The organism is Candidatus Gastranaerophilales bacterium (genome assembly GCA_028696075.1).
Taxonomy (GTDB): Bacteria; Cyanobacteriota; Vampirovibrionia; order Gastranaerophilales; family JAILCC01; genus JAQVHS01.
In genome coordinates this window covers 44861-62276 of the sequence record JAQVHS010000011.1, presented here as the reverse complement: position 1 = coordinate 62276, position 17416 = coordinate 44861, and the positions used below count along the sequence as shown (strand labels likewise).

Genomic DNA, 17416 nt, shown 5'->3' with positions numbered 1-17416 from the left:
ATAACAAAACAAAATGGCTAACCTATCGATTAGCCATTTTTGAGCGTTGAAAATTTTGTTTTTCTAGCCCATTTCTCTCTCTTTCCCTAAAAATTGAATGATATACCTCATTCAAAAAGCACTCCCCAAGTTTTTTATAAAATCAGAGTATGCTCTGGTAGTATCCATGTTGCCACATGTTGTGACGGTTCTCATCATCCAAATTGACAACATGCAATCATCCATGGGGTCTATTTTTCAGAGAAGTCAAGGGGCGTTCGGGCTTTATTTGAAATGTCTTTCAAGAAGTCCTTTAAAAGCCATGCCGTGTCTTGCTTCATCTTTGCACATTTCATGCACTGTATCGTGAATTGCATCATAGCCTAACTGTTTAGCTCTGGTTGCAATATCTTTTTTACCTTGGCAAGCGCCATATTCGGCTTCAACTCTCATTTCCAAATTCTTTTTCGTAGAAGAAGTTACTACTTCACCCAAAAGTTCGGCAAATTTAGAAGCGTGTTCAGCTTCTTCAAAAGCTATTCTTTTATAAGCTTCCGCTACTTCGGGGTATCCCTCTCTATCAGCTTGTCTGCTCATCGCAAGATACATTCCTACTTCCGTGCATTCGCCTGCAAAGTGCAGCTTTAAGCCTTCCAAAACTTCTTTATCAATTGCGGAATCAGCAACACCGATAACATGTTCATCAGCCCAAGCCATATCCGCGGATTGTTCTTTGAATTTTTCTTTAGAAGCGCCGCATTGGGGACATTTTTCAGGTGCTTCGCCTTCTGCAATATAACCGCACACAGTACAAATAAATTTAGGCATAAGATAATCTCCTACATGAAAATACTCACCCAGGTATCTTATCAAAAATATACCTAAATTTCATCCTGATTATCATCTTCTTTGTAAGTCTTTATAACCCCTCTTTTAGAAGTTCTGCAAAATTCAACCAAATGTTTAACCTGCTCTGTTTGAGGGATATTTTTTTCTATTTCTTCCAATGCATGCTGCATGGACAAATCAGAAAACCATAAATATTTATAAGCTCTTTTTACATAATTACGCTCATCCTGATTAAGTCCGCTTCTGCGCAATCCTATAACGTTGGTGCCTGCAATCCTCGAGGGGGCGCCCATTGTTTTGGCATAGGGCGGGATATCCTGTCTTGTACCTGAAAATCCGCTCATTATAGCTAAAGTTCCTATCCTTACATTTTGATGAACCACCACCATACCGCCTAAAAAAGCGCCTGCGCCTACGGCAGAATGTCCGCCTAACGTAGCTGCGTTTGCTAAAATAACGTTATGTTCAAGCTTACAGTTATGGGCCACATGTACGCTTGTCATAAGCAGGCAATTATCACCTACTATTGTATTACCCTCGTGGCTTGCTCTGTTTACTGTTACAAACTCTCTTATTTGGCAGTTTTCACCGATAATTACACCCGTCGGCTCGCCTTTGTAGCCTAAATCCTGCGGCTCCGTACCTATGACTGCATGTGAACTTATTGAAGTATTTTTACCTATTGCAGCGTATTCAATTTTGGCTCCGGAACCTATTTTTACGTTATCTCCTATAACAACATTTTTGCCTATGTATGCAAAAGGCTGGATTTCTACGTTTTCGCCTATTTGGGCGGTTTCGTCAATATAAGCGGATTGGTTGATTGTAAGCATAATAATTCCTCGTTATGTGTATTAGCTTAATATTACAGAAAAAATCAGTAATATTAACATTTCTTTATCAAAATTTTATACGATAGCAAAAAATAATTTTTAAGAGTTTATAAAGATTAAGCAAGGAGATAAAAATGATTGTGAATTTTCAAAATAATTTTATAAATTTCAACGGCAGGCAGTATTTCAAACAAATGTTTGACAGGTGTGCTTATACAGGTAAGGTTTTTACGCGAAACAATCCCAGAAGTGTAGAGCACATAGTTCCGCATAGCTTTGAAGGTTCACTAAACCATGTTTCCAACTACCTGATTGTAGCAAAGAGTATAAACTCGCAGAGAGGTAATATGCCGCTTGATGAATTTTTAAGACAGCATCCCAGCTTTGAAAAAAACATAGTAGAAACAGTAAAATCCAAGCATGGCATAGTGGTTGAAGGTATAGTATGGGCGGATGAAGTCAGAAAAACTTTGGCAAAAGTGTTGGGCAGAGATATTTTTACTTAAAAAATATTAATCCTTATTCAAATCCGTTTTATCTTCGGGCATACCCTGTATAGTTGTTAAATCGGTTTGTTTTTGGGCGGCTTCCGCAGCCCTGTGTTCATAGAACTTTATTTCGTCTTCGGAAACTTGATCTTCGGGCATACCCGGTATAGTTGTTAAATCGGCTTGTTTTTGGGCGGCTTCCGCAGCCCTGTGTTCATAGAACTTTATTTCGTCTTCAGAACCTTGATCTTCGGGCGTACCCGGTATAGTTGTTAAGTCGGCTTGTTTTTGGGCGGCTTCCGCAGCCCTGTGTTCATAGAACTTCATTTCGTCTTCAGACCATATTGAACCCGTTGTTTCCATTTTTTGATTGGAAATTTTATCAACAAGAGCCTTTGTTCCTCCTAAAAACCCTTCTGTTAACCCCAAAATTTTGTCTAAAAAATTCATAAAATCATCCTTATACTAGGTAAAACGCATATTATATTTAATCATTTTTTTTAAAGAATTACAAACTAAAAACTAAATGTGTCTAATAACCTGCCTGATTAGTTTGGTAAAATTTTCTTTAACTTTTTGTCCTTCTTCTATAACTTCACTGTGGTTAAGCCTTTTACCCGTAACACCTGCTGCCATATTGGTAATACAGGAAATACCAAGGATTTTCATTCCGCAATAGTTAGCTACAATAGCTTCAGGTACTGTGGACATCCCGACAGCGTCGGCGCCAAGCGTCCTAAACATCTTAATTTCCGCCGGTGTTTCATAACTGGGTCCGCTTGTTGCCGCATAAATGCCTTCTTTTAAGTTTATGCCGAGTTTTGCTGCGATTTTTTTTGTTTTTTCTCTTAATGCAGGATTATAAACCTCACTCATATCGGGAAATCTTTCGCCTAAATCATTAGCGTTAGCGCCTATTAAAGGATTTACCCCCATAAAATTAATGTGGTCATTAATAAGCATTAAATCACCGATTGTAACTTTTTCACTTACCCCGCCTGCAGCGTTGGTTATTATAAGGTTTTCTACACCCAGTTTTTTCATAACTTTCACGGGGTAAACAATCTTTTGAATTTCATGCCCTTCATAGTAATGAATACGTCCCTGCATTACCAAAACTTGTTTACCTTCAAGCTTACCGATTACAAGCTGCCCCGCATGACCTTCTATACTTGATTGGACAAAGGCAGGGATTTCATGGTACCTAATTCTTACACCACTGACTTCATTTGCCAAATCACCCAAACCTGAACCCAGAATAAGCGCGGTCTTTGGGTTATATTTCCCTTTTGTATGTTCTTTTATAAATTCAACGGTATGATTCAGCATTTCAAACCCCTAAATAGCTATACAGCCTGAATATCCAAGTGATGCCCAATCATCATAATAGTTTATCTGAGTAGCACTTCCGGTAGGAATGACTATTTTTGACTGGTGTTTCGACGGGATTTGCAGGGCATGTGCTATAGCAGATTGTATAACTCCGGCATGCGACACCACAATAATTGTTTTACTGATATTATCATTAACTATTTTATCGATTATAAGCCCTACACGCTTTTTAAATTCCGAGGTTGATTCTCCGCCTTCAGGGGAAAATTCGTTGGGGTTATTTTTGTATTCCATAAGCATATGAGGGTATTTTTCCTCTATCTGGTCAAAAGTAAGCCCTGCCCAAATCCCGCTTTTTCTTTCGTATAAGCCGTCTAAAATTTCATAATCAGCGCCAAATTCTTTAGATATTATTCTGGCGCTTTGAATAGAACGAAGAGCAGAACTTGAATATATGGCATCAATATGAGGGCATCTTAGCTGAAGCCATTCGGTGAGATTTTTTATTTCTTCTCTGCCTTCCTGGTTCAAAGGCGGATAATCATCAGCATCGTATAATCTCTTTTGCTGGCTGTAAATGGTAGCACCATGCCTGACAAATATAATTTTGCATATTCTTTTGAACATAAAGTACCTCTCAACGTCATAGCTTTATTGTTGCATATTGTTGCGTTTTTGCCAAATATTAAGTAACCGGGTAATAATGAAAATGTAAAAAAATATAAATAATAGTTTAATTTAATATCAAAAACAATTATTTACCTTTATTTATACTTTTTAGAAAGCAAATATTAATAGAATTGTAGTGTAGAGATTTATATGATGAAATTAAACCAAACTAATTCAATATCATTTAAGGGTCTTATTAACGATGCGCACCTTCACAACGGGCATTGGGTTGATGCTGATAAAAACCTTGTACATTATTCGCCCGAAGTTTTAGACGTGTTTACAAACGACTCTCTTAATATCGTGGTAAGCGGTGTAAAACAACAAGATACTATTAACAAAGGCCTGTTTTCAAACTTGGATTGTATAGTGCAAAACGGTACTTATGCAAGTGAGCGTGAGGGCAATATGACTGCCCTGAATGCAGCCGCAAAAAATAATAAACTTGCACCTTTGGCTGTTTGCCAGCCTAATATAACAGGCGGTGATACAAGTGAAATCAGGAGGCTTTTGATAGAAAATGACGGCAAATTTGTCGGATTGAAATTCCACCCCAGAGATTTATCTATGACACCAAGCGGTGAGCAAATATCCGCAAGTCACAAGTGGTATGAAAATTATATGAAACTTGCTCAAGAAAAAAAACTCCCTTGTTTATTCCACTGTGATAGCGATATTTCAGGGGCAAAAGAGATTTATAAATTAATTCAAAATAAATTCAAAGATGTACCCGTCATATTAGGGCATACCGGGGCAGGGTCTGATGCCAATTTTAACGAAGCGCTTGAGGTTTTAAAAAGTTCAATTGAAAACAAAGATGCAAAATTATACTGTGATATTTCTTGGCTTGATTGGAAAAACGATTTGCCGGACGGAGTTCATTCCAAAGTGAAAACCCTTATCACCGAACTAAAAAAGCGGGATGCCCTTGATAGAATTCTATTCGGAACAGACGCGCCCTTAGGTTGTTTTGGTGAAAAATTAAAAAATGGATTGAGCGCAAAAGAAGCCTACGAAAAAACCATTTCCGGGCTTAAAACAATGATTAAAGACAATTTTGGCAATGAAGCCGATGAAATTACCGAAAAAATCTTTTACAAAAATTCGCAAGAGCTTTTCTTTGAAAAAAATTGGGCAAAAAACAATCCGATTGAACCTGTTGTAAAAAAAATGTCCAAAACTAAAATCGGATTAATCTTAAGCTCTGTTTTGTTGGCGACATGTGCATTATTGGCGTTTATTTTCAAGGATAAAATATTTCCGCAAAAAACAATCTTGAAAACACCTGCAGCAAACACTTTTGCAACACCTGCCCAAACTATCGCCCAAGTACCTCAATTAAAAGCTTTGGGGGTTGATGAATTTATCAGCCTTTGCAAAAAATAAAAAGAAAATAATTGTTTTAAATTCAAATGTTTAGTATCATAATTAGAGGGAAAGATTTTTTTATGAGGAATAAGGGTGTCATCAGAACATTGGGTAGTACAGGCGGGAAATTTAAGCTTTAACATGGATACACTTGTTACTATGTGGGTCGCCATGGCGGCAGTTATTGTTTTTGCTTTTATAGCTACCAGAAAAATCTCTATATTTCCAAATAAACTTCAATTGACAGCAGAAAAAATCGTCGGCGGATTTATGGGGCTGACGGATTCTATGATAGGCAAATCAGGAAGAATTCATATTCCTATTTTGGCATCATTATTCTTGTTTATATTAACAGCTAATTTAATGGGGCAAATTCCATGGAGAATTTACCACCTTAAGGTTACCGGCGAATTGGCTTCACCTACCAACGATATTAACATGACAGCAGCTATGGCTATTATGGTGTTAATTTATTATGTTTACCATGGCGTAAGGGTGAAGGGCTTCAAATTCTTCCTGCACGAGTTTTCTTTTGTAGGAATCATTATGGCAATAATTGAACTGTTAGAAATGATTATAAGACCTTTTTCATTGGCTCTGCGGCTTTTTGCCAATATTTTGGCAGGCGAAATATTAGTATTTACCTTTGTCGGAATGTGCGCTTACTTCTTACCGTTACCTTTTATGTTGTTTGAAGTATTCGTCGCATTTTTGCAAACGTTGGTTTTTGTATTGCTTTCAACAGCATACATTGCAACAGCAACACAAGTAGAAGAACATTAGTTTATATAGGAGAAAAATTATGTCAGTAGAACAAGTAGCAGCTCAAGGTTTAGATTTAGCAAAATTAGGCGCAGGTATTGCTATCGGTTTTGGTGCGGTAGGTGCAGGGCTTGGGCTTGGTATTGCCACAAAAGGTCTAATGGAAGCTATCTCAAGACAACCTGAAATTGCGGGGCAAGCTTTGATTTACTTCATTATCGGTGCGGGGCTGGCTGAAGCAACTGCAATCTATGCGTTATTTATAGCTTTGCAACTTATAGGATAGTTTTTAATGGAAATCAACGCAACAATTATTGCATCAACTATTTCGTTTTTGATTTTTATTTTCATAATGAATTCCATTATGTATAAGCCTATTGCAAAAATTATTGACGAGCGTGAATCTTATATTGAAAACAATAAAACAGAAGCGCAAAATCATCTTCAAAAAGCAACTACACTTATTGAAAACAAAAACAGAAAAGTGCATGATACAAAAATACAGTCAAGAGATATGTTTACTGCAAAAACAGAAGAAATAAAAGCAAACAAAAGCAAACAGTTATCTCAGGTAAAGACTGACCTGAATTCTGATTTTGAAGCAAAAAAACAGGAGCTTGAAAATCAGAAAAATGTTGCGATTGGCGGTTTAAGAACTCATGTTGCGGATTTGGCAAACCAAATCACGGCAAAAATTTTAGGCGAAGGGGTGACCTACACCCCGCTTAATGAAAAAGAAATTGATGAGGTCATGAATGTTTGATTTTAGCTGGAGCAATATATTAAATTCAAACGCCTTTAACTTTATACTAATGGTATTGGTTTTTGTGTGGATTTGGAAGGCTGCAAAAGCAGGTGAAAAAATCGAAACCGCGAAACAGGATGTTCACAATAACATCAATCATTCTGATGAGTTAAAAGAAAATGCAAAACAGGAACTTCACAAAACACAGAAATCTTTAGAAAATCTTGAAGAAGAACTGAAAGAAATAATTAATGCAGCAAAACAAACTATCGAGTCTTTTGAAGCTAAAACAAAAGAAGAGCTTGAATCTCTAATTGACAATGCAAAGAAAACAAGCGACAAAAGAATTGTTAACGAAGAAAATCAAACGAACTCACGCCTTGTAAAATACATAGGCGAAAAATCCCTGACCGCGGCAAAAAAACAAATTACATCAACATTAAGCGATAACAAAGAACTCCATCGCAAATTTATATCACAGGTTATAGATAACATAGACGGACTGGAAATATAATGGCGGAAAACACTACAAAAATAAATAATAAACTATCTTCGCTGGCAAGAAGATACTCTAAAGCTCTTATTAAAACAGCACAAGAAAAAAACGAGCTTGATACAGTATTTAACGACCTTAAATTAGTCGATGAAACTTATTCAAATTCCTCTGATATGGCAGAATTTTTACTCCATCCGGTTGTTACAATAAATGACAAAAAAGATGTTTTAAAATCAGTATTTGATGGCAAAATATCAAATATAACACTGAATTTTTTATTTTTGCTGGTTGATGAAAACAAGATTAATTTGCTTCCGACTATTATCTACACTTACGAAGAAGAATATGATGAAATCAAGAATATAGTAAAGGTTGAAGTAATTTCCGCAATAGAAATAGACGAAGATTTAAAAACCTCTCTTAAAGCAAAACTTGAAAATAAACTTCAAAAAGAAATCAAACCTGAATATAAAACAGACCCTTCTATCCTTGCAGGGTTAATGTTAAAATTTCGGGATAAAATAATAGATGCCTCTTTGGCAAATAAACTTAAACATTTTGAAAAGCAATTAGTATAAAAAAGGAAATATATAATGGCTACAATAAGACCTGATGAAATCACGGCAATTATTAAATCAAAAATTGAAAACTACAATTCTCAAACCGAAGTTGAGAACTCCGGAAGCGTACTTGAAGTTGGTGACGGTATTGCAAGAATATACGGTCTAAAAAACGTTATGTCTTCCGAGCTTGTTGAATTTGATGACGGACACCAAACACTGGGTATTGCGCTTAACCTTGAAGAGGATAACATCGGCGCGGTTATTTTGGGAGATTATACCAACATCAAAGAAGGAATGAGCGTTAAATCCACGGGTGAAATTGCAGCTATTCCCGTAGGGGATGGTCTTATAGGCAGGATTATCAACCCTGTAGGTCAGCCAATAGACGGCAAAGGCGAAATCCACTATACGAAAGTCCGCCCTATCGAAAGAATTGCCCCCGGCATCGTTAAAAGAAAGTCAGTTCAGGAACCGCTTCAAACAGGTTTGACGGCTATTGATGCTTTAACTCCCATCGGCAGAGGTCAGCGTGAATTAATCATCGGCGACAGACAAACAGGCAAAACAGCTATTGCGTTAGACACCATCATCAACCAAAAAAATACCGGTGTAATCTGTATATACGTAGCAATCGGACAAAAAACAAGCTCGGTGGCACAAATAGCCAAAACTCTTGAAGAAAAAGGCGCGATGGATTACACAATAATAGTATCTGCAGCAGCCCATGAATCAGCTCCGCTGCAATATATAACACCGTTTGCAGGCGCTGCCATCGGTGAAGAATTTATGGATAACGGCAAATCCGTGTTAATTATCTACGATGATTTAACCCGCCACGCACAAGCATACCGTGCAATGAGTCTTCTTCTGAGAAGACCTCCGGGCAGAGAAGCCTATCCCGGCGATGTATTCTACCTTCACTCAAGATTGCTTGAAAGAGCGGCAAAGCTCTCTGATAAAGAAGGCGGCGGCAGCATGACAGCCCTTCCTATTGTAGAAACACAAGCCGGCGACGTATCGGCTTATATCCCTACAAACGTAATCAGTATTACAGACGGTCAGATTTTTCTGGAAACAGATTTGTTTAACTCCGGTGTAAGACCGGCTATAAATCCCGGTATATCAGTATCGCGTGTAGGCGGAGCTGCTCAAACTAAAGCTATTAAATCTGTAGCAGGCAAGTTAAGACTTGACCTTGCACAATACAGAGAGTTAGAAGCTTTTGCACAGTTTGCAAGCGACCTTGATAAAGCTACCCAAAACCAGCTTAAACGAGGTGAAAAACTTATTGAAGTTTTAAAACAGCCTCAATATAAACCGCTCAGTGTTGCTCAGCAGGTATCAATTTTGTTTGCGGTCAATCAAGGCTCGTTGGATGATGTTCCAAACAATAAAATTGCAGCGCTTCGTGCAGAATGGTTTGATTATATGAATGCAAACCTTCCTGAACTTGAAGCTGAATTGAATAAAGGTACGGCCTTAAGCGATGAAACAAAAGCAAAAATGACAGAGGGTATTAATAAGGTAAAAAGCCTTATGCTGACAGTAAATTAGAAAGAAACTTATGGCAAATCTAAGAGACATAAAGACCAGAATAAAAAGCGTTAAAAGTACGGGTAAGATTACCCAGGCTATGAAAATGGTTGCGGCTTCCAAAGTAAAAAAAACAGAAAAGTCAGCCAAGGAATCCCGCCCTTATGCATTAAGCCTTATAAAAGTTTTCAGCGAAGTACTCAACTCCAGACCTGATATAGAAACCAATAAGAAATTCAAAAACGCAATAGAAAACTACCCTAAACTACTTACAAAACGTGATATTAAGACGGTAGGTTTGTTTGTAATAACTTCTGACAAAGGTTTGGCGGGTGCTTATAATACCAATATTGTCAAACGCACAACAGAAACCGTTGATAAACTGCAAAAAGAAGGGTTAGGGGTTAAATTATTTGTTGTCGGATTAAAAGGTATCTCGGCGCTAAAGAAAATTTATTTTAATACAGAAGTCGAAATTGTAAAAAAATATTCTAAAATTCCACCTATTGTTACGATAGAAATAGCAAATATGGTAGCTGAAGACTTAGCAACAGCTTTTGTAAATGAACAAATAGATAAAATCGAAGTAATAACAACAAAATTTAAAACAATGCTTTCTTACAGCGTAGAGTCTTTTGACCTTTTGCCTGTTAATCCTCCTGACAATAAAGAAGTAAAACTCAACGGCGAAATGATTTTTGAACCGTCAGAAGGGGCTGTTCTGCAAAAAATCGTTCCTTTATATTTATCAAACATAGTATTTACTTCTTTAAGAGAGGCAATGGCATCAGAGCTTGCAAGCAGAATGAACGCTATGAGCAACGCTACCAAAAATGCCGAAGAAATGGCTCGCTCTTTATCAATAGAATACAACAAGGCGCGTCAATACTCTATTACTCAAGATATTTTGGAAGTTGTAAGCGGTGCAAACGCTATAGAATAGGATATTATGACGGACGAACAAGAAAACCTGGGAATTAACAGACCTCAAAGACTTTGTCGTATGTGCGGCAGATGTTGTATTGCAATAATTCCCGCCTATTCTCATGAAGAGCTTATAGAACTTGCAAAACAAGGTGAGGGGGAAGCTTCCACCTTTATAGATATTTTTAAACGCTATGACAACATAGCAGCAGCCAGAAATGCCTGTCCCGAGCATGTAGACCAAGTTCTGGAAGAATTAAGAAAATCCCCCGGCTACGATGAATCAAAAATAAGCTTTTACTACTGCCCGCACCTTGATGAAAATAAATTATGTAAAATTCACAAAACAAGACCCGGGGCCTGTAGAAAAGCTCCTGCCAATGCCTGGTCGTTAATGCCGCCCAATTGCGGGTTTGAAGGCTGGCAATTTAATAAAAAAGAGGAAACAAAACGAACTGTACGTAAGTTGAAGGAATATTTGTATGAATGCCAAATACTCTACGCAGAAGGTGAAATCCCGGGTAAAAATATGACAACAACAGAGCTTGAAAATCTTATCAAAGAAAAAATCAAACCTTGGGAAGAATACGGCTCTTACCATTGGTAGAGGACCGGCTGAAGGAATAAAGAATATTTAGATTTCTAAATCTTTAAAAATAAAAAGTTCATAAGGCTCATAACCCAAAGCCCTTGCTATATCCTCGACAATATCAAGAGTAGGCGAGGAAAGATTTTTTTCTAATTTTGTAATTGTTGCACGGCTAATATCCGCCAATTCAGCAAGCTGTTCTTGTGTTAAATCCTTTTTCATTCGCTCGAATTTAACCCTTAATCCAAATTTTCTAGCTAATTCTTTTTTCATAATGTGATTATTATCACATATTGACACTAAAGTGTCAGTAAATTATAATATCTTTAGGTTATAAAAATAACAAGATGCAAGGACAAGAGGATAAAAATGAATAATAAGATAGAAGAATTAGCGTTACTTTCAGAGAGAATTTACAATCTTAGTTCTGTATTAAAAGAATATTGCAAAGCTAATAATAATGACCTTGATGAAATTCTTAATTTATATTCATTGGTAGAATATCTCCATGATAACATTGACAAATTGAATGACCTATTTATTGATATGGAATATTAATAATAGTCATTCTTGCTTAAGAACTCCAGTATTAATAGATATTTAGAGATCTCTCCCCGGGTAACTTATATCTAAAGTTCTAAAAACTAATAGCACAGGACAGAATCGCACGACAAACAAGGCGAATTTATGAGCCGTAGTTTGACGGGTCGGAGATGTAGATTTTTAAGCACAACGTGCGTAAAAAATCACATCCGCGGAACTGTCGAACCTAACAAAAATAGCACAGGACAGAATCGCACGACAAACAAGGTGAATTTATGAGCCGTAGTTTGACGGGTCGGAGATGTAGATTTTTAAGCACAACGTGCGTGAAAAATCACATCCGCGGAACTGTCGAACCCAACAAAAATAGCACAGGACAGAATCGCACGACAAACAAGGTGAATTTATGAGCCGTAGTTTGACGGGTCGGAGATGTAGATTTTTAAGCACAACGTGCGTAAAAAATCACATCCGCGGAACTGTCGAACCTAACAAAAATAGCACAGGACAGAATCGAACTGTCGACCTCACGGGTATGAGCCGTGCGCTCTAACCATCTGAGCTACTGTGCCGTACTTTATCTATTATCAATGCTGATTATTTTTTTTCAAGGCTTTATTTTCTTAATAAAACTTAATATAGTATATACTAAATAGCAATTTTGTATATACTAATGACTTTATTATAGTAAGAGAGCAAAGAAAGACAAGAAAATGAACACTACATTCCTATTAACACAAGAAAGAGCAACCATAGGCAACAACCTTACACAAGGCGGCAACGGTAAACATAAGCCTTTAAGAAAAGTCCAAAAAAAGGAAAATAAAGGTGAATTTGACCCGTTCAACCCTGTATATGACAGAATGCATTTCAAGAATGCAAGAGACCCAATTTACTTGGCTTTTGACAATTTGGACAGGCAGCCGGTAACAAAGCTGGCAGCAGACTTCATAAAAGACGGAATAAAAAGCTCCGTTTCAACAATAGGAAGCAAACTGGTAAGCATATTCCAATAAAGATTTCAAAGAGAAGCTATAAAGCTTCTCTTTTGATATATTACGTAATGAATATAAATTTTTACTACCAATTTTTCAAAATTTATGAGAAAATGAAAATGTTTCATTGAGTAAAGGTTTATGACATGACAACTGACGAAATTCGCTCTATAATCCTTGCGGCGGGCAAAGGAACTAGAATGAAATCCGGTATCCCAAAGGTATTGCACAGTATTATGGGTAAAACCCTTTTAGAGAGGGTAATTAATGCCACATTAAAGGCAGAAGATATTAAGCAGACTTACGTTATCGTCGGACATGAAGCCCAAACGGTAACAGACCTCGTAGAGAAACAATACCCGTTGAAAAACGTCATGACCGTACTTCAGGAACCGCAGCTGGGAACAGGTGATGCTGTTTTTAAATGTTATAATCATTTGGGAGACTTCCAGGGCAGCGTTATGGTAGTGTGCGGAGACACTCCTTTAATAAGGACAGAAACCATTGAAAAGTTTCTTGACTCGCATCGCCAGTCAGGAGCTGTTTTAACCGTAATGACAGCTGTTGTGGCAAACCCCATAAATTACGGCAGAATCATCAGAGATGATAACGGTGATGTCCTTAGAATTGTTGAAGAAAAAGACGCTACACCCTCTCAAAAAGCAATAAAAGAAATTAATGCAGGAATATATTGTTTTGATTGGCAAAAAATCGCACCTGTATTTGCAGAATTAACGCCTAATAATGTGCAGGGCGAAATTTATTTAACCGACATAATCGACTGGTCGGTAAGACAGGGCTATAAAACAAACGCTTATGTTCTTGAAGATAATCTGGAAGTATTCGGAATCAATTCCCAAAAACAGCTTGCAAGAGCCGCGGTTTTGTTGAAAAACCGTAAGCTTGAAGAATTAATGAGTAACGGTGTCACCATTGTAGACCCTATGATGACCTGGATTTCTCCTGAAACAGAAATAGGCAATGATTCCATGGTTTATCCCAACTGCTATATTGACGGAGAAAATTTTCTCGGAGAAAGAAATACTATAGGACCTAATACTATTATCAAAGGTAACGTAGAAACAGCCGATAACGTTAAAATATTCTGCTCGCATGTAAGCGATGCTGTTATAGCAGAAAACGTGACCATAGGACCTTTTGCCCATATCAGGGATGGCGTGGAAATAGCAGACAAAGTAAGAATAGGTAACTTTGTGGAAGTAAAAAAATCCTACATTGACAATCGCTCAAAAGTAGCCCATCTGAGCTACATAGGTGATACCAAAATAGGACGGGACGTCAATATAGGCGCAGGTACAATAACCGCCAACTACAATTCTATAACTCAGGAAAAATGCAAAACCATAATTGCAGACGGAGCAAGCATTGGTGCTAACAGCGTACTTGTGGCGCCTGTTAAAATTGAAAAAAATGCAATGATAGGAGCATTAAGCGTAATTACCGAAGATGTTCCCGAAAATGCCCTTGCTGTAACAAGAAGCAAGTTAAAAGTCTTTAATGACTGGGTAAAAAACAAAGTAAAGAGTCTGACAAAATAAAGGAATATCCATATAATGGACACTAAAACAACCATTAAACCCACACATGATATAAAAATATTTTCGGGCAGGGCTAACCCTAAACTTGCTAAAGATATAGCCGAATATTTGGGAACTACTGTAGGACCTATGATTATTAAGAATTTTGCCGATGGTGAAATTTATATCAAAGTTCAGGAAAGTGTACGTGGTGATGATATTTTTATATTACAGCCGCTGTGTAAGCCCGTTAACGAAAACTTAATGGAACTTTTAATAATAATTGATGCCTTTAAAAGAGCCAGTGCAAAATCTATCACTGCCGTTATTCCTTACTACGGATACGCAAGACAAGACCGCAAAACTTCCGGCAGAGAAGCTATTACGGCAAAGCTTGTGGCCGACTTAATTACAACAGCCGGCACTGACAGGGTATTAACCATGGATTTACATACGGGACAAATCCAGGGATATTTTAATATTTTGGTTGACCATCTTCAATCTTTGCCTATTTTTGTTGAATACATAAAAAACAAAAAAATTCCTCCGGAAGAATTGGTGCTGGTAAGCCCTGATGCAGGCGGGGTAGAAAGGACGAGGCACTTCGCAAATGTTTTGGGCAATATTCCTATCGCATTTATCGACAAAAGGCGCGAAGAGCATAATGTAGCAAAAGTAGAATATGTTATCGGTGATGTTAAAAGCAAAGTAGCTGTACTCTTTGATGATATGATAGATACAGCAGGCACTATAAGCGAAGGAGCAAATCTGTTAAAAAGATGCGGGGCAAAAGAAGTATTTGTCTGCGCTTCGCACCCTGTATTCAGCGGACCTGCCATAGAACGGTTGGAAAAATCCTGTGCCAAAGAAATTATTGTTACCAATACCATTCCTTTAGATGTTGAAAAACTACCTAAAAAAATAATACAATTAAATGTAGCACGGTTACTTGGAAAAGCAATTACAAGAATTCACGATGATGAATCTGTAAGCTCTTTATTTGAATAGAGGCTGATGTATGGTTGATATTTACAAATTTTTAACAAAAGATACAAAGTTGGAAATAGTCTATACTGACAAACTTGGTGTTTCTTTTATTTTAAACAGCGAAATAAAAGAAGTTCAGGAAGATAAGATACTTATAGCAAAGCCCCTGCCTTTGGAAGAAAATGTAACCATTGAAGAAAACGGGAAAATAAGGATAATTATTTGTACAGAGATAGGAATATTTTCAGGTAACGCAAGTATATTAAAAAGAGATTTCGGTCCCGGGCAGGATGTATTTATAAGCTTTCCTTATAATAATCAGCATTGCCAAAGACGTGAATATGTAAGAGTTCCTATCCATACCACACTGGAGCTGAGTATGTTTAAAGAAGGTTCTTTGGTATTAAAACAGGCGTTTAAAACAAAAAATTTATCGGGAAAAGGCTGCTGTTTTATATCGCAAAAAGAACTGCCGCAAGCTGATAAAATGAAAGTTCTTCTGAACATAGAAGATGAGCAGCTCGATTTGGTATGTGAGAAAGTTTACACCAGAGAAGTACACCTGAACAATGACAAAATATTTTTAAATGCACTTAACTTCACCAATATTCAAACAGATGATATTAACAAAATTATAAGAGCCTGCTTTAAATTTCAATTGGAACAAAGAAGAAACGAAAAATTATTCAGCTCCATCTGATTTTTCCTCAATTACACTAAATGAATGATGACTAAAAGCCTTTAAAATCGGACAATATTAAGGGATAGGACTTCGTGTTCTATTTTTTCGGATAACTTGGGAAAAGCAGGCATACTAAATGGATTCGGTAAATCAAATCCACTTATCGGAAAAGAAAATAAAAAAACTCACAGAAGCTGAGTTAGAGGCTTTGTGGATTGAATACATAAAGGATAAGAGCAACAAAAAAGCCAAAGACACCCTGGTTGTCCAGTATATTTATTTAATAAAATACGTTGTAGGCCGTATGAGAGTAAGTCTTCCGTCAAGCATTGCTTCTGAAGATATAGCAAGCTTTGGGATAGAAGGTTTGATTAATGCTATAGAAAGATATTCTTTAGATAAAAACACAAGGTTTGAAACCTATGCCCTGACAAGAATCCGCGGGGAAATTATAGACAAAATACGTGAGCAGGATTGGGTGCCCAGAGCAGTCAGGAGAAAACAAAAAGAAATAAATGCCGTTATCCAAATAATGCAAAAAGAGCTTAAACGCCCGCCCACCGAAGAAGAGCTTGCTCAAAGAATGGAAATGCCCATCCAAAAAATACGCGAAATTATAAAAGAAGCCGGTTCTGATATAGTAATTTCGTTAAATGCAACAAGAGATGCCTCCGACCAAAGTTCCGAAATTATAGATAATATAGAAGATACCAAGAGCATAAACCCGTTAGATAAACTGGAAGAAAAAGACGCAAAAAAAGACCTTATAAGAGGGTTATCAAAACTTCCGGAAAGAGAAAGAGTTGTGCTGACATTGTATTATAACCAAAATATGACTTTTAAAGAAATAGGAGAAGCGCTTAAAATTTCAGAATCTCGTGCCTGCCAGGTTCATGCGCAATCAATAATGAAGCTGAGAAATATATTAACAAGTAACAAGTTAGAATTAAGGAAAATAGTAGAATGAGCAACGAAAATACAAAAATAGGCTATGCATTAGCCTCTTCCACAGGAAGCGGATTTATAGGGGCAATTCTGGTAACTGACTGCAAAGGTTTTCCTTTAGAATTTCAGTATACAGACCCGATTTTACCGACAAAAATTCAACAGGTATTGTATGGAAGCGGACTTGAACAATATTTAAAAGTTGATGTTATTTTAGACAGTTTAATGAAAGTTATCTCCAACAAGGTAGATATCCTGATCGTAAAAGACGAACAAATGCTGGGCTATAAAAGTTCAAAAGTTGATATTGTGAGAATGTCCCCTGTAAATATCGCAGAAACAACCCAGGAAAACGAAATACAAAAAACAAAAGATAACGAATACATAGTGAAATTTTCTAAAACAAGCCCGCCATTGCGGATACAATTTGCAACAGCAGTCGATGAAAACAACCCTGTTTATACAAAAGTAATGGAATTAACAAAATATACCAATAATTTTATTGATTTAACAGAACCGCTTGAAAGGGTGCAAAAAACCGTTGAGCTCATATTATCTAAAGAAAATTAGAAATATTTATAATCATTTCTTAGGAT

At 36.9% G+C, this 17416-nt stretch carries 23 protein-coding genes and 1 tRNA gene; 17 read left to right on the top strand and 7 right to left on the bottom strand.

Annotation, left to right across the window (positions count from 1 at the left end; genetic code table 11):
• Positions 1-264: 264 nt before the first annotated feature.
• Entirely contained in the window at positions 265-807 is a 543-nt protein-coding gene (locus PHX18_07655) for an NADH peroxidase (protein MDD3594485.1), read from the bottom strand.
• A 53-nt stretch (positions 808-860) separates the two neighbouring features.
• Positions 861-1661: an acyl-ACP--UDP-N-acetylglucosamine O-acyltransferase gene (gene lpxA / locus PHX18_07650; GenBank protein ID MDD3594484.1), complete on the bottom strand. Its 801-nt coding sequence runs from the start codon at positions 1659-1661 to the stop codon at positions 861-863.
• Between the two features lie 134 nt (positions 1662-1795).
• Here lpxA and PHX18_07645 point away from each other — a divergent pair, with 134 nt between their 5' ends.
• On the top strand, positions 1796-2167 hold the full coding sequence (locus PHX18_07645) for a hypothetical protein (GenBank protein MDD3594483.1): 372 nt from the start codon (positions 1796-1798) through the stop codon (positions 2165-2167).
• A gap of 6 nt (positions 2168-2173) precedes the next feature.
• Here PHX18_07645 and PHX18_07640 read toward each other — a convergent pair whose 3' ends face one another.
• The 3 genes from PHX18_07640 to PHX18_07630 all read right to left on the bottom strand — a co-directional run bounded on the left by PHX18_07640 (position 2174) and on the right by PHX18_07630 (position 4108).
• Positions 2174-2599: a hypothetical protein gene (locus PHX18_07640; GenBank protein MDD3594482.1), complete on the bottom strand. Its 426-nt coding sequence runs from the start codon at positions 2597-2599 to the stop codon at positions 2174-2176.
• A 72-nt stretch (positions 2600-2671) separates the two neighbouring features.
• Positions 2672-3478 (bottom strand): purine-nucleoside phosphorylase, encoded by an 807-nt coding sequence (locus PHX18_07635; GenBank protein ID MDD3594481.1) that lies wholly within the window; start codon positions 3476-3478, stop codon positions 2672-2674.
• 9 nt (positions 3479-3487) lie between these two features.
• Complete coding sequence (locus PHX18_07630; protein ID MDD3594480.1) at positions 3488-4108, bottom strand: histidine phosphatase family protein; 621 nt, start codon at positions 4106-4108, stop codon at positions 3488-3490.
• A gap of 192 nt (positions 4109-4300) precedes the next feature.
• Between PHX18_07630 and PHX18_07625 the strand changes: the two genes are divergently transcribed.
• The 9 genes from PHX18_07625 to PHX18_07585 all read left to right on the top strand — a co-directional run bounded on the left by PHX18_07625 (position 4301) and on the right by PHX18_07585 (position 11148).
• A complete protein-coding gene (locus PHX18_07625) occupies positions 4301-5536 on the top strand; it encodes a TatD family hydrolase (GenBank protein ID MDD3594479.1) in 1236 nt (411 codons plus the stop codon).
• Between the two features lie 75 nt (positions 5537-5611).
• The gene (gene atpB, locus PHX18_07620) at positions 5612-6301 is read left to right on the top strand and encodes a F0F1 ATP synthase subunit A (protein MDD3594478.1); all 690 of its coding nucleotides are present in this window, start codon (positions 5612-5614) and stop codon (positions 6299-6301) included.
• Between the two features lie 19 nt (positions 6302-6320).
• Positions 6321-6566: an ATP synthase F0 subunit C gene (locus tag PHX18_07615; GenBank protein ID MDD3594477.1), complete on the top strand. Its 246-nt coding sequence runs from the start codon at positions 6321-6323 to the stop codon at positions 6564-6566.
• A gap of 6 nt (positions 6567-6572) precedes the next feature.
• Positions 6573-7043 (top strand): hypothetical protein, encoded by a 471-nt coding sequence (locus PHX18_07610; GenBank protein MDD3594476.1) that lies wholly within the window; start codon positions 6573-6575, stop codon positions 7041-7043.
• Complete coding sequence (locus PHX18_07605; protein MDD3594475.1) at positions 7036-7539, top strand: hypothetical protein; 504 nt, start codon at positions 7036-7038, stop codon at positions 7537-7539. The genes PHX18_07610 and PHX18_07605 overlap by 8 nt, the downstream gene beginning before the upstream one ends.
• Positions 7539-8099: an ATP synthase F1 subunit delta gene (gene atpH, locus PHX18_07600; GenBank protein ID MDD3594474.1), complete on the top strand. Its 561-nt coding sequence runs from the start codon at positions 7539-7541 to the stop codon at positions 8097-8099. Before PHX18_07605 ends, atpH begins: the two co-directional genes overlap by 1 nt.
• Positions 8100-8114: 15 nt before the next feature.
• Complete coding sequence (atpA, locus tag PHX18_07595; GenBank protein ID MDD3594473.1) at positions 8115-9638, top strand: F0F1 ATP synthase subunit alpha; 1524 nt, start codon at positions 8115-8117, stop codon at positions 9636-9638.
• Positions 9639-9648: 10 nt separating this feature from the next.
• On the top strand, positions 9649-10560 hold the full coding sequence (gene atpG, locus PHX18_07590; protein ID MDD3594472.1) for an ATP synthase F1 subunit gamma: 912 nt from the start codon (positions 9649-9651) through the stop codon (positions 10558-10560).
• 6 nt (positions 10561-10566) lie between these two features.
• Positions 10567-11148, top strand: a complete 582-nt coding sequence (locus PHX18_07585) for a YkgJ family cysteine cluster protein (protein MDD3594471.1) — start codon at positions 10567-10569, stop codon at positions 11146-11148.
• A 27-nt stretch (positions 11149-11175) separates the two neighbouring features.
• On the opposite strand, the gene PHX18_07580 is transcribed toward PHX18_07585, so the two are convergent.
• Positions 11176-11403 carry a helix-turn-helix transcriptional regulator gene (locus tag PHX18_07580; protein ID MDD3594470.1) on the bottom strand — a complete coding sequence of 76 codons (228 nt, stop codon included), beginning with the start codon at positions 11401-11403 and terminating at the stop codon, positions 11176-11178.
• Between the two features lie 96 nt (positions 11404-11499).
• Here PHX18_07580 and PHX18_07575 point away from each other — a divergent pair, with 96 nt between their 5' ends.
• Positions 11500-11688, top strand: a complete 189-nt coding sequence (locus tag PHX18_07575; GenBank protein ID MDD3594469.1) for a hypothetical protein — start codon at positions 11500-11502, stop codon at positions 11686-11688.
• 483 nt (positions 11689-12171) lie between these two features.
• Here the strand turns inward: PHX18_07575 and PHX18_07570 are convergent.
• Positions 12172-12245 (bottom strand) — tRNA-Met (locus PHX18_07570).
• Positions 12246-12386: 141 nt separating this feature from the next.
• On the opposite strand from PHX18_07570, the gene PHX18_07565 reads away from it, so the two are divergent.
• The 6 genes from PHX18_07565 (at position 12387) to PHX18_07540 (ending at position 17390) form a co-directional block, all read left to right on the top strand.
• On the top strand, positions 12387-12689 hold the full coding sequence (locus PHX18_07565; protein ID MDD3594468.1) for a hypothetical protein: 303 nt from the start codon (positions 12387-12389) through the stop codon (positions 12687-12689).
• 125 nt (positions 12690-12814) lie between these two features.
• The gene (gene glmU / locus PHX18_07560) at positions 12815-14227 is read left to right on the top strand and encodes a bifunctional UDP-N-acetylglucosamine diphosphorylase/glucosamine-1-phosphate N-acetyltransferase GlmU (protein ID MDD3594467.1); all 1413 of its coding nucleotides are present in this window, start codon (positions 12815-12817) and stop codon (positions 14225-14227) included.
• A gap of 15 nt (positions 14228-14242) precedes the next feature.
• Positions 14243-15214, top strand: a complete 972-nt coding sequence (locus tag PHX18_07555) for a ribose-phosphate pyrophosphokinase (GenBank protein MDD3594466.1) — start codon at positions 14243-14245, stop codon at positions 15212-15214.
• A 10-nt stretch (positions 15215-15224) separates the two neighbouring features.
• Complete coding sequence (locus PHX18_07550) at positions 15225-15893, top strand: PilZ domain-containing protein (GenBank protein MDD3594465.1); 669 nt, start codon at positions 15225-15227, stop codon at positions 15891-15893.
• A 118-nt stretch (positions 15894-16011) separates the two neighbouring features.
• The gene (locus tag PHX18_07545; protein MDD3594464.1) at positions 16012-16842 is read left to right on the top strand and encodes a FliA/WhiG family RNA polymerase sigma factor; all 831 of its coding nucleotides are present in this window, start codon (positions 16012-16014) and stop codon (positions 16840-16842) included.
• Positions 16839-17390: a hypothetical protein gene (locus PHX18_07540; GenBank protein MDD3594463.1), complete on the top strand. Its 552-nt coding sequence runs from the start codon at positions 16839-16841 to the stop codon at positions 17388-17390. The genes PHX18_07545 and PHX18_07540 overlap by 4 nt, the downstream gene beginning before the upstream one ends.
• Positions 17391-17416 lie beyond the last annotated feature (26 nt).